Annotated in this window: 10 protein-coding genes; 2 read left to right on the top strand and 8 right to left on the bottom strand. The window is 70.3% G+C overall.

Annotated elements, in window-relative coordinates; all coding sequences use genetic code 11:
- Positions 1-68: 68 nt before the first annotated feature.
- From H4687_RS14880 to H4687_RS14870, 3 genes are all read right to left on the bottom strand, one after another.
- Complete coding sequence (locus H4687_RS14880; protein ID WP_050398266.1) at positions 69-1,106, bottom strand: LacI family DNA-binding transcriptional regulator; 1,038 nt, start codon at positions 1,104-1,106, stop codon at positions 69-71.
- 634 nt (positions 1,107-1,740) lie between these two features.
- Positions 1,741-2,244, bottom strand: coding sequence for an ATP-binding protein (locus H4687_RS14875; protein WP_097250275.1), 504 nt, complete (start codon positions 2,242-2,244; stop codon positions 1,741-1,743).
- A gap of 251 nt (positions 2,245-2,495) precedes the next feature.
- A complete protein-coding gene (locus H4687_RS14870) occupies positions 2,496-3,299 on the bottom strand; it encodes an intradiol ring-cleavage dioxygenase (RefSeq protein ID WP_046919962.1) in 804 nt (267 codons plus the stop codon).
- 321 nt (positions 3,300-3,620) lie between these two features.
- Between H4687_RS14870 and H4687_RS14865 the strand changes: the two genes are divergently transcribed.
- Positions 3,621-4,013, top strand: coding sequence for a hypothetical protein (locus H4687_RS14865; protein WP_063778577.1), 393 nt, complete (start codon positions 3,621-3,623; stop codon positions 4,011-4,013).
- A gap of 144 nt (positions 4,014-4,157) precedes the next feature.
- Here the strand turns inward: H4687_RS14865 and H4687_RS14860 are convergent, their stop codons facing one another.
- The gene (locus H4687_RS14860; RefSeq protein WP_046919961.1) at positions 4,158-5,393 is read right to left on the bottom strand and encodes an ABC transporter substrate-binding protein; all 1,236 of its coding nucleotides are present in this window, start codon (positions 5,391-5,393) and stop codon (positions 4,158-4,160) included.
- 510 nt (positions 5,394-5,903) lie between these two features.
- On the opposite strand from H4687_RS14860, the gene H4687_RS14855 reads away from it, so the two are divergent.
- Entirely contained in the window at positions 5,904-6,080 is a 177-nt protein-coding gene (locus tag H4687_RS14855; RefSeq protein WP_318787737.1) for a hypothetical protein, read from the top strand.
- Positions 6,081-6,243: 163 nt separating this feature from the next.
- Here the strand turns inward: H4687_RS14855 and H4687_RS14850 are convergent, their stop codons facing one another.
- The 4 genes from H4687_RS14850 to mmsA form a co-directional block, all read right to left on the bottom strand.
- Entirely contained in the window at positions 6,244-7,992 is a 1,749-nt protein-coding gene (locus tag H4687_RS14850) for a pyridoxal phosphate-dependent aminotransferase (protein WP_050398268.1), read from the bottom strand.
- Positions 7,993-8,177: 185 nt separating this feature from the next.
- Positions 8,178-9,221 carry an aldose epimerase family protein gene (locus H4687_RS14845; protein ID WP_046914090.1) on the bottom strand — a complete coding sequence of 348 codons (1,044 nt, stop codon included), beginning with the start codon at positions 9,219-9,221 and terminating at the stop codon, positions 8,178-8,180.
- A gap of 70 nt (positions 9,222-9,291) precedes the next feature.
- Positions 9,292-10,536 carry a multiple monosaccharide ABC transporter permease gene (gene mmsB / locus H4687_RS14840; protein ID WP_046914091.1) on the bottom strand — a complete coding sequence of 415 codons (1,245 nt, stop codon included), beginning with the start codon at positions 10,534-10,536 and terminating at the stop codon, positions 9,292-9,294.
- On the bottom strand, positions 10,533-12,083 hold the full coding sequence (gene mmsA / locus H4687_RS14835; RefSeq protein WP_046914092.1) for a multiple monosaccharide ABC transporter ATP-binding protein: 1,551 nt from the start codon (positions 12,081-12,083) through the stop codon (positions 10,533-10,535). The genes mmsB and mmsA overlap by 4 nt, the downstream gene beginning before the upstream one ends.
- Positions 12,084-12,106: the final 23 nt, after the last annotated feature.

Genomic DNA, 12,106 nt, shown 5'->3' with positions numbered 1-12,106 from the left:
GTCCTGCCGGCCCGCCTCACGAAGAACCGCCTGCCGAACCCCGCTCGCGGATCGAGGCCGGAGGTGGGTCAGGTCGTGCCGCGTACACGCAGGCTCGGTGTCAGGACGATAGGGGGTGGCAGTTCGCCTGTGAGGAGTCGGTCGACCTGGTGAACGGCCAGTTCGCCCAGCCGTCTCTTGTCGAGGTGGAGGGTGGTCAGTGGCGGGTCGACCAGATCGACGACGCTCAGCCCGTCGTAGCCGACCAGTGCGCAGTCGTCGGGTACTCGGACGCCGAGCCGGCGGGCGGCCCGGAGAGCACCGATCGCGACCAGGTCGTTGAAGGCGACGACGGCGGTGAGGTCCGGGCGCGCGGCGTGCAGCGCCTCGAAGGCGGCGGCGCCCCCGGCCGGGGACTGCTCACCCATGACGATCCAGCCCTCGTCGACGGGCAGCGCGTGTTCGCCGACGACGTCGAGGAAGGTGCGGCGCCGGACCAGGGGGGCGCTCACGCACTCACAGTCGATCATGCCGATCCGGCGGTGACCCCGGTCGACGAGGTGCTGCATCCCGGCCCGGATTCCGGCCGCGGTGTCGACGTGGACCACCGCGTGGTTCGACGAGTCCAGCCCGCGATCGACCAGAACCAGCGGCACGGTGCCCACGTACGGCTCGAGCTGGGCATCGGGATGACTGAGGTAGCCGACGAGGGCGTCGACCTGTCCGCCGAGTGAGCGGACCAACGTCAGCTCCCGGGACCGATCGTTCTCGGTGCTGGCCACGAGCACCTGCCAGTCGCGTTCGTCCGCGGCCGCGATCACTCCTGCCACGAACTCCGGGAAGAAGGGGTTGACCACGTCGGGGACGATGAGCCCGACGGACACGACGTCCGGGCGGACCAGCCCTCGGCCGAACCGGCTGGGCCGGTAACGCAACTGCCGCGCGACATCGAGCACGCGTTGCTGAGTCTTCGGGTCGATCTCTCCCTTGCCGTTGATCGCCCGGGAGACGGTCTGATGGGACACGCCTGCCGCTTGGGCGACGTCGCGGAGCGTGACGCGCTTGACGGTTTTCACACCCCGCGCCCGCTGGTCTTCCGTATCCCGCTGTCCGGCCACGCTGCCCACTCACTTCTGTTCCTGTGCCGCCCCGCGCCAAGTCAACCAGGTTCGCCGGTGTGCCGCGCCATCACCGGTCCGGCACCGCCACGCGGGCGGGGCAGCGCCGGCACGCCATCGACGGATCGTGAGCCGTCCGGCGGCGGGCGTTGACGAGGTCGGCAGTCCTGGGTCAGAATCCCGTTAACGGTAACGTTAACGGTAACGGAGAAGCGGACGAAGGAGACGCAGTGGCTTGTTCGAGAGGCGCTCTACCGCGCGAACCCCACCCGATGTTCCGTGGCGTGTTCCGCGCCTGGCACACGGAAGCGGGCGTATTTTCGGCGCTGCCGGACGCACCCGTGGAGCTGGATGATCCGCAGCCCTGGTGGCGTCGGCTGAGGGTTCGGCTGCGGAAGGCGAGGAGCGGTGCTTCCGCGCTCACGCGGTCAACGGCGCGCCCCCGGGCGCGTCCCGCTCCCAGTGGGGGTGGCCGAAGCTGACGAGCGGGGGGTGTTCCGTGGTTCGAGGTCCGATCCCTGGCGAGGGGCTGACCGAGGGTGGGGCCGTCCGCATCGGGGGAGATCGGCCGACGCCGGCCGTTGCGGGACATCGGAGTCGGGCCGGGTTCCTCGCAACCCGTCCGTCCTGACCCGAGGGGCCCTCACCCCAGCCGCACGGCCAGCGTCACCTCGGCCCCCGCCCCCGTGATGTCCGTCGTCACCGTCATGCGGTCCGTGACCAGGTGGGCCAGCCAGAGGCCGCGGCCGGGGCAGGTGCCGAGGCCGGGAAGGAGTTCGGGGAGGGTGGGGGTGAAGCCGGGGCCGTTGTCGGTGATGCGGCATTCCAGTTCGTGGGCCAGGCGGCGGAGTTCGAGGCGGCCCTGGCCGCCGGCGTGCTCGACCGCGTTGGCGGCGATCTCGCTGACCGCGAGGGTGAACTCGCCGAGCCGTACGCCACACAGACCCGCCGCCGCGGCCGTGTCCTCCACCTGGGCGCGTACCAGGGGCAGGTTCTCGCCCGTGAAGTGGCGCTTCAGCAGGAGTGTTCCGGGGGCGTGGTCCGGGCTCTCGCCGCTCGGGCCGCCGATCGTTCCTGTACCGCTGTCCGTCTCCCCGCCCGGCATCACGGCCGCCTCCTCTCGATGGGACTCGATGGGTACGAGCACGGGTGCTGGGCGTCAAAGGCGAACTGCCGCACCTCGCCCACGCTAGCCGCGCTCGTCCGATGCGTACCCAGGAGATCGAGAGGACATCGTGCCTGGTCAAAACCTTACGATTTCGATCGAGTCGTGATCGAGCCTGCCCGACCTCGGCTGATCAGTTGGCGTTCGGTGTTCGGTGTTCGGCATCCGTCGCCGGCTCCCTCCCGGACGGACCGGGAGGGAGCCGGCGCCCCGGAGGGGAAGGGCCGGCCACGTCAGCCCGACTCCACCCCCACCGTCAGCGACCCCGCGTACCCGGCCGCCGGTGAGCCGCCCAGTGCCGTCAGGGTGAGAAGGCCGGACGCGGCGCCCCCCTCGTCGTAGATGGAGTCCTGGGCGAGGGTGGTGCGGGGGACCGTGTTGGCCGCGTACGGGGAGAGGGCCCCGACCCGGGCCGTGATCGTCTCGCTGAAGAAGAGCTGGCCGGTGTGGAGCTCCTGGCCGCCCGTGAACGAGCCGTCGGAGGTGAGGGTGACGTCCGTGTGCACCTTGAGGTGGATGTGGACGCAGCGGCCCCGGTACCAACCGGGGTAGACCGTCGTGATCTTCGCGACTCCGCTGGAGTTCGACAGGACGGCGCCGCGCAGGAACGTACCGTTGTCGGGCTCGTCGTGGCCGTTGGCGCCGACGAAGCCGGAGTACTCGCCGAGCGCGTCGCAGTGCCAGATCTCCACCAGGGCGCCCTTGAGCGGCGCGCAGGTGTCGTCGTCCACGACGGTGAGGGTCAGCACCAGGGGAAAGCCGGTCTTGTCCTCGCGGATGTCGGGGCGGACGAGCTGTCCGTCGAGGTGATAGGGGCCTTCGGTCATCTCCTTCGTGAGGGTGCAGACGGCCGCGGCGGCCACGGGGGCGGTGTTCCCCGCGTCGGCCGTCCTGGCTGTGGGGGCTCCGGGTGTGGCGGCGGCGCCCACGGCCAGGGTGGCGGCCGTGGCGCCGGTGGCGATCAGGACGGTACGGCGTCCGATCGGTGTCGGTGTCGGTGTCGGTGTCTCTGTCGCGCCTGTTGCCTCTGAGGGCATTGGAGTATCTGTCATGGACACGGCACCGTAGGAACGGATGCTGTAGGTCAGCTGTCAGTCCGGCAAAGTCGGTGACCGTCAAGTCGCTTGTAAGACAGTCGTGTTGACGGCGAGCGGCGCCAGGGGCATGGCTCGATCAGCCCCGTGGGGAACCAGCCGGAGGCGTGCGTGCGGCGGGGTCCATCGGTACCCGTGCCCATCCGGCCGGGCGGTCGTGGGGTCCGGGCAGGCGCGAAATGAGCACTGGACCCGATGGTGACCCCGCGCGGGCGTGTGTGACCGTGGCCGTACCGCCCAGCCACCGGTCCGGAGGGAGGAGCCATGACGCGGCCCGACACCGAAGCGCCGTCCGCTCCGGAGCAGGGGACGCGGCGCAGCGGTCCTCGGGGGCGGCTCGCCCCTCCGCTCCCGCCACGCGCGTACCGGCGACGACGCGGCCGTGCCTGGGCCCTCCTCGCCCTCTCGCTGGTGATGCTGATCATGGGCATGGCGCTGCCGCAGGGCCTGCTCCTCGCATCCGGCCTGGTCACGGCTGGGATCGCGACACATCTGCTGGCACCGCCGGATCACCCCGACCGCCCCGACGCCCCTCACCATCTCGACCGCGTCGACGCTCCCCTCCACCTCGACCGCGTCGGCCGCCCCGACAACTCCGACCGCGCCGGCCACCTTGACCGCCCCGACCGCTCCGGCTCCGCGCCGACGCGCCCCTGAGACCCGCCTCGCCCGGCCTCGCTTCGCCCGGCCTTGCACGCGCTCGGTCCTGCCTCGCCGCGCCGCGCTCGGCCCCGCCTCGCCCTGCCGGCGGCGATCATCCCGCCCTGACCGGCCGCGTACGCGTCGGCACGCCCCGCCCGCCTACTTCGTCGCCCTCGCGATCGACTCCAGCACCTCCCGCGGACTGCCGTCCGGCGCCACCGCCTTGCCGATCCGCTTGCGGATGGTCGCGGCCACCTCCGACCAGTTGGTCTCGGCGACGGGATAGAGGCGGAGGTTCTGCAGGGTGTCGAGGCCGCTCCACAGCGCCCGGTGCGCCTTGTCGGCCCGCATGGCGTCGGCGGCGGAGGTGGTGACGGGGAGCAGTTCGTACTGGGCGGCCTGCTCGGTCACGTACTTGTCGGTGTAGAGGAAGTCGAGGAACTGCCCGATGGCGGCGCGATGGTCGTCGTTCTTGAAGGCGAAGACCCAGTCCGCGGTGCCCATCGTGGGCGTCTCCTTGCCGTCACGGCTCGGCAGCGGGACGGCGCCGTAGGGCACGGAGTCGGAGGAGTCCGCGATCTGGCGGACCAGCGACAGCGGGGCGTTGACCATGGCCGCGTCACCGGTGAGGAAGGCGTCCACGGCCTCCCGGCGGTTCAGCTCGCCGGGCGCGACCGGGCCGGTCAGTCCCTCGCCGACCAGGTTCTCCTTCAGCCAGGTCAGAGTCGCCACATTGGTGGGGGAGGCGATGTCGTAGCGGTTGGTGGAGTCGGTGTAGCCGCCGTCGCCGGCCAGCAGCCACATCAGCGTCTCGGCCTCCGCCTCCTCCGGCCCCAGCGGCACGGCGATCGGGTACTTCACCCCCTGTGCCTTCAACGTCCTTGCGGCGGTGAGGAGTTGGTCCCAGGTCTTCGGTGGCTTCAGGCCCGCCCGCTCGAACAGGTCCTTGTTGTAGTAGAGCAGCCGGGTGCTCGCGGTGAACGGCAGGCCGTACTGCGCCCGGCCCATCTCCCCGGCGTTAGCGAGACTGCGCACGAACGAGGCCTGCACCGGGACGGACAACACCTCGTCCGCGCTGTAGAGGAGGTCCCGCGCGGCGTACTCGGAGTAGCTGTCCGTCTGCACGATGTCGGGGGCCTCGCCCCGCTCGACCAGCTCCGCGACCTTCTTGTCGACCTCGTCCGGGCCGTAGACCCGCACGTCCACGTCGATGCCGGGGTGTTCGGCGCCGAACGCCAGGGTGACGCGGTCCCAGTAGCCCTCGGAGTTCTTGCGGACGCTGTCGCCGTAGTTGGTCGCGACGACGGTCAGGGAGACCGATTTCGACTCCGCGTCCGCGCTGCCGCCGCAGCCGGACAGACCGACCGCGAGCCCCAGCACGGCCGTGACCGCCACGACCGCCTGGGTCCGGCGACTCGTCCGGACCCCCCGGCCCGTCCGGCTCGTCAGAACCGCCCGGCTCGCCCGAGGGCTCGTCCGGGCCTGCCGACTCGTCCGGACCCGCTGACTCGTCCGGACCTGCTGATTCGGCCGGGTCTTTCGACGCACGGTCCACCCACTTCCGGCTGCCAGTCGCACCTGGCACATGTGTAAAGGAGCAGAGAACGGGCTTGATCGTAGGGCGCGCACCGGCGCGCACGGGGCCGGGGGCGTTGCGTTTTGATTCCGACGGTGTGACGGCCCGACGGCGGTGACCGGGATGCCCCACCGGCGTCAGGGAGTACGGATCCGGCGCGAGCGTCGTTCACCCGGCCCGGGAGAGCCAGGTCCGAGGCGTGGCCGCGGAGCGAACTCCGGGACTCCCGCGGGGTAACGCCGGATGAAACCGGCTCCGCGCGTGTTCAGGCACACCCTCACCGGCGGCGCCGACTCCGACGGTCTGTACGGCGACTCCGCAACGACACCCTGCGCGGCCGGGCCGGGAGCGACGCCCTCCACGGCGGCAAGGGCGACGACGCGCTGTACGGCGAGGACGGCAACGACAAGCTCTACGGCAACAGCGGCAACGACGTCCTGTACGGCGGCAAGGGCGACGACACCCTCTCCGGCGGCCCCGGCCGCAACAGGCTCCACCAGAACTGACGCGAGCCGCCCCCTCGACCGGGGTCGCCGGGCCGGCCCCTCCGGCCCCTCCGGCGGCCCCGGTCGCACGGCAACAGGGCGACGCCCCCGACCGCGGCCCGTACAGGCCGGTCGGGGGCGTCGCCCCATGGGGTCCGTCAGGGGGAGCCGGAGGAAGCCGGGCTCACCCCACCTGGTTGTAGACCGCCCCCGCCGCGGGCCACCCCTGCGGCTCCTCCAGGGGGTCCGGCTGGGTGCGGCCGCGTACCTGGGCGGCGGTCAGACCCTGGGCCGCGCCCATCGTGCGGCGGCCCTGGGCGGCGGTCGCGAGGCCGGGCATGCCGGTCTGGGCGACGGGCTGCAGGCCGGGGACCGGCATGGCGGCGGCCGGTGCGGCGGGCATCGGGGCCTGCGCGGGAACCGGCATCGGCATCGGAGCCGGCATCGGGGCCGCAGCGGGTGCCGGGTTCGGGAACTGCATCGGCGCGGCGGGCGCCGGGGCGGGGGAGGTGAACTGCATGGACGCGGCGGCGGGGACGGGCGTCGGCGCGGGGGAGGCGAACTGCATGGACGCGGCGGCGGGGACGGGCGCCGGGGCGGGGGAGGCGAACTGCATGGACGCGGCGGCGGGGACGGGCGCCGGCGCGGGGGAGGCGAACTGCATGGAGGACGCGGGCGCCGGGGCGGGCATGCTCATGGCCTGCGCCGCGAGGTTGTGCATCCCGGTGCCGTTGGTCTCGCTCATCAGCCGGTCCACGGCCGCCGTACCCGAGCTGTAGCTGGTCCCGGTGCCCAGCTCGGGTACGGCGGCTCCCCTCCTGGACCCGTAGAGAACCGACTCCAGGCCGGACACCAGGCGACGCACGTCCACCTGGGGCCGGACCACGAGTCGCAGGAAGCGACTGGACGAGCCGACCTTGTTGCCGCACTCGCGGACCAGGACCCGGTGCTCGGTGAGGAGCCGGTCGCGGACCACGGTGCCCTCGGCGCCCACGGGCAGGCGCACGAAGAGGAAGTTCCCCTGTGACGGGTAGACCGTCAGCCCGGGGAGGGCGGAGAGCTGGCGGGCCATGTCCAACCGGTCGCGGCGGACCTGGTGCAGACTCTCCATGTACTCGGGGCCGTGGTTCTTCAGCATGAACACCACGTGCTCGGCGAAGGAGTTGAGGTTCCACTTCGGCAGCATCGAGCGGACCTTGCCGGCGAGCGCCGGGTTGGCGACCAGGTAGCCGAAGCGGATGCCGTGCAGGCCGAAGTTCTTGCCGAGGCTGCGCAGCACGACCACGTTGGGCCGCATGACCGCGTCCTGCACCGTGGACGGCTCGGACTCGGCGTCGGCGAACTCCAGGAACGACTCGTCGATGACGATCAGGTCCAGGTCGGCCATCGCGTCCATGAACTGCACCAGCGCGTGCCGGTGCAGGAAGCCGCCGTCGGGGTTGTTCGGGTTGCAGATGACGGCGACCCGGGTGCCCCGGGCCCGGATGAACTCGGCGTACTGCGCGAGGTCGAGGGCGAAGCCGCTGGACTCCTGCAGCGGGAACATGTCGACCCGTTTGCCGGTCTCCATCGGCTGGTCGGTCCAGCGGCCGAAGGTGGGGACGGGCACGGCGAGGGACTCACGGACCATCAGATGGTCGAGCCAGGTGATGAGTTCGGTCGAGCCGTTGCCCATCGCCACGCACTGCGGCGGGAGTTGGAGCAGATTGCACAGCTCGGCCGTGATGGTGTCGGCGCTGCTCGGGTAGTACGTGATGATGTCGCGCAGTCTGCTCGCCATGTCGTCGAACATGGCGGGAGTGGGGAAGTACGGATTGCACGGGATACAGAAGTCCACCGGCCCCACCCCGTCGCCGCCCTCACGCGTCAGCGCAGCCATCGAGGGGCTGTGCGCCGCGGTGCTGCGGAACAACGAGGTGACGTTGTCGGACATGGAACCTCCGTAGGGGGCGGGCCCGTTGGGGACGACCGGGCCCGACGACCAAGGGCGGCCCGTGCGGGGGAGCACGGGCCGCCCCTACATACGGAGGCCGGGGAGGTTCCGTTCAACCGCTGAAATTCAGGTAAGAACTTGTGAGTGATCTGTGAAAGGCCACCGGGGTCGCCGTCGAGCCGCTGTCAGCCGAACGCGTGGACCGTCGTGGACCGGTACGTCTGCCCGGGTCGCAGCACGGTCGACGGGTACGACGGCTGGTTCGGCGAGTCGGGGAAGTGCTGGGTCTCCAGGCACAGCGCGTCGCCCTGCCGGTAGCTCCTCCCGGAGGCTCCCACGAGCGTGCCGTCCAGGAAGTTCCCGGAGTAGAACTGCAGCCCCGGCTCGGTCGTGGAGATCCGCAGGATGCGGCCGGACGCCGGGTCGGTGAGGGTGGCGGCCCATTCCGGCTCGGCCGTGACGCCCTTGTCCAGGACCCAGTTGTGATCGAACCCCTTGGCGTGCAGCAGCTGCGGATCGGCCCTGCGCAGGTCGTCGCCGACCGCCTTGTCCGTGCGGAAGTCGAAGGGGGTGCCCGCGACCTCGGCCGGTTCGCCGAGGGGGATCAGGCCGGAGTCGACCGGGGTGTAGCGGGCGGCGGGGATGGTCAGCCGGTGGTCGTGGACCGGGCCGCTGCCCTCGCCCGCGAGGTTCCAGTACACGTGGTGGGTGAGGTTGACGACGGTGGTCCGGTCCGTGGTCGCCGTGTAGTCGATCCGCCACTCGCCCCGCTCGGTGAGTGTGTAGAGGACCTGGACGGTCAGGGTGCCGGGGTAGCCCATCTCGCCGTCGGGGCTGGTGTACGACAGCCGCAGACCCACGTCCGGGCCGTCCGTGAACGGCTCGACGTCCCACACGGCGCGGTCGAAGCCGTGCGTCCCGCCGTGCAGGCTGTTCGCGCCGTCGTTGGCGGGGAGTTCGTGGGTCTCGCCGTCCAGCGTGAAGCGCCCGGCGCCGATCCGGTTGCCGTAGCGGCCGATCAGCGCGCCGAAGTAGGGCGATCCGGCGACGTAGTCCTCGATGCTGTCGAAGTTCAGCGAGATGTTCGCGTACCGGCCGTCGCGGTCCGGGGTCTCCAGGGACTGCACGATCCCGCCGTAGGACAGGACCCTGAGACGGGTGCCGCCGTTCTCCAGCGACCAGCGGTGGATCTCGGTGCCGTCGGCGAGCTTGCCGAAGAGTTCCTTCACGGGTGACGTCCCGCCTTTCTCCCATGGGAAAGGGGCCCCGCCGTTTCGGCGAGGCCCCCTTGCGGTGCGGTCAGTTGCCGCCCTTGCGCTTGTTCCACACGTCGAATCCGACGGCCGCCAGCAGGACGAGGCCCTTGATGACCTGCTGCCAGTCGGTGCCGATGCCGACGAGGTTCATACCGTTGTTGAGGACACCGAGGACGACACCACCGATGATCGCGCCGAGGACGGTGCCGACGCCGCCGCTCATCGACGCGCCGCCGATGAACGAGGCCGCGATGGCCTCCAGCTCGAAGTTGAGGCCCGCCTTCGGGGACGCCGCGTTGAAGCGGGCGGCGAAGACCAGACCGGCCAGCGCGGCCATCATGCCCATGTTCAGGAAGATCAGGAAGGTGACCTTCTTGTCCTTCACGCCGGACAGCTTGGCGGCGGGCAGGTTGCCGCCGATGGCGTAGATGTGGCGGCCGATGATCGCGTTGCGCATCACGTAACCGAAGCCGACGACCAGCGCGCCGAGGATCAGCAGGACGATCGGGGCGCCCTTGTAGCTGGCGAGCAGCATGGTGACGGTGAGCAGGGCGGCGGAGATCGCGACGAGCTTGAGGACGAACAGGTTCATCGGCGGCACGTCGAGCGCGAACTCCTGCTGCCGGCGCCGGTCGCGGAACTCCTGGAGGACCACGAAGGCGATGACGGCGAAGCCCAGCAGCAGCGTCAGGTTGTGGTAGTTGGTCTCCGGGCCGACCTCGGGGAGGAAGCCGTTGGCGACCTTCTGCAGGCCCTCCGGGAACGGGCCGAGGGTCTGGCCCTTGAGGAAGATCTCGGTGAGACCGCGGAAGACGAGCATGCCCGCGAGGGTCACGATGAACGACGGTATGCCGAGATACGCGATGAAGAAGCCCTGCGCGGCACCCGCGGCGGCGCCCACGGCCAGACACAGCAGCACGGCCAGCGGCCACGGCAGGTCGTTGTCGACCATGAAGACGGCGGCCATCGAGCCGATGAACGCGGTCAGGGAGCCCACGGACAGGTCGATGTGGCCCGCGATGATGACCAGCATCATGCCGATCGCGAGGATCAGGATGTAGCTGTTCTGCAGCACCAGGTTGGAGACGTTGCGCGGCAGCAGCAGGTCACCGTCGGTCCACACCGCGAACAACGCCACGATCAGGCCGAGGGCGATCAGCATGCCGTACTGCCGCATGTTGCGGCGCATGCCGTCCAGTACCAGCTGGAGCAGGCCGCCGCCGGCCGCCGTCCCGCTCTTGCCGGGCGGCGCGGGGGCCGGGCTCTTGGCGGTCACATCGGTGCTCATCGGGTTACCTCTTTGTCCTTCGTCATCTGACGCATCAGCGATTCCTGCGTGGCCTCGGCACGCGAGAACTCACCCGTCAGCCTTCCTGCGGCCATCGTGTAGATGCGGTCGCACATCCCGAGCAGTTCCGGCAGCTCGGAGGAGATGAAGACGACCGCCTTGCCCTCCGCCGCCAGCTTGTCGATGACCGTGTAGATCTCGTACTTGGCGCCGACGTCGATCCCGCGGGTCGGCTCGTCCAGGATCAGCACATCGGGACCCGCGAAGATCCACTTGCTGAGGACGACCTTCTGCTGGTTGCCGCCGGACAGCTTGCCCACCGGCTCGAAGACGGTCGGCGCCTTGATGTTCATGGAGGTGCGGAAGCGCTCGGCGACCTTGCGCTCCTCGTGCTCGTCGACCACCCCGGCCTTGGCGACCTTGCCCAGCGCACTGAGCGAGATGTTGCGGTTGATGGTGTCGATGAGGTTGAGACCGTAGTGCTTGCGGTCCTCGGTGACGTAGGCGATACCGTTGTCAACCGCCTCGGGGACGGTCCTGGTACGGATCTCCTTGCCGTCCTTGAGGACCGTGCCGCCGCTGTAGCGGCCGTAGGTGCGGCCGAAGACGCTCATCGCCAGTTCCGTACGGCCGGCGCCCATGAGGCCCGCGATGCCGACGATCTCACCGCGCCGCACCTGGACCGACACGTCGTCGACGACCTTGCGCTGCTGGTCGATCGGGTGGTGCACGGTCCAGTTGCGGATCTCCAGGGCGGGCGAGGCGCCCTGCTCCGGCTCGTGCGGGGTGCGCTCCGGGAAGCGGTGCTCCAGGTCGCGCCCCACCATGCCGCTGATGATCCGGTCCTCGGTGGTCTCCGCGGCCTTCACGTCGAGGGTCTCGATGGTCTGGCCGTCGCGGATGATCGTCACCGAGTCGGCGACCTTGCGGATCTCGTTCAGCTTGTGGGAAATGATGATCGAGGTGATGCCCTGCTTCTTCAACTCCAGGATGAGATCCAGGAGTTTGTCGCTGTCCTCGTCGTTCAGGGCGGCCGTCGGCTCGTCCAGGATGAGGAGCTTCACCTTCTTCGAGAGCGCCTTGGCGATCTCCACGAGCTGCTGCTTGCCCACGCCGATGTCGGCGACGCGGGTGTCCGGGTGGTCGGAGAGCCCCACCCGGCGCAGCAGTTCGGTGGCGTGCCGCAGCGTCTCCCGCCAGTCGATGAACCCGCCCCGGGCGTGCTCGTTGCCGAGGAAGATGTTCTCCGCGAGGGAGAGGTACGGCGACAGCGCCAGCTCCTGGTGGATGATGACGATGCCGCGCTGCTCGCTGGCCCTGATGTCCTTGAACTCGCAGGGCTCACCCTCGAAGAGGATGTCGCCGTCGTAGCTGCCGTGCGGGTGGACGCCGGAGAGGACCTTCATGAGGGTCGACTTGCCGGCGCCGTTCTCGCCGCAGATGGCATGGACCTCGCCCTGCTGGACGGTCAGTGTGACGTCCGACAGCGCTTTGACGCCGGGAAAGGTCTTGACGATCGAGCGCATTTCCAGGACGGGTCCCGCCATGGTCGTGCCTTCCAATCAGTGGT

Source organism: Streptomyces stelliscabiei, assembly GCF_014873495.1.
Classification (GTDB): Bacteria; Actinomycetota; Actinomycetes; order Streptomycetales; family Streptomycetaceae; genus Streptomyces; species Streptomyces bottropensis.
Note: the sequence above shows the minus strand (reverse complement) of the source record. Positions and strands in the feature narration are given on the sequence as shown.

What these genes read in the sequence shown, in the direction of transcription:
- H4687_RS14870 (WP_046919962.1), bottom strand. Translation starts at nt 3,299, where the DNA reads ATGCCCTCAGAGGCAACAGGCGCGACAGAGACACCGACACCGACACCG.
- H4687_RS14865 (WP_063778577.1), top strand. Translation starts at nt 3,621, where the DNA reads ATGACGCGGCCCGACACCGAAGCGCCGTCCGCTCCGGAGCAGGGGACG.
- mmsB (WP_046914091.1), bottom strand. Translation starts at nt 10,536, where the DNA reads ATGAGCACCGATGTGACCGCCAAGAGCCCGGCCCCCGCGCCGCCCGGC.
- H4687_RS14850 (WP_050398268.1), bottom strand. Translation starts at nt 7,992, where the DNA reads ATGTCCGACAACGTCACCTCGTTGTTCCGCAGCACCGCGGCGCACAGC.
- mmsA (WP_046914092.1), bottom strand. Translation starts at nt 12,083, where the DNA reads ATGGCGGGACCCGTCCTGGAAATGCGCTCGATCGTCAAGACCTTTCCC.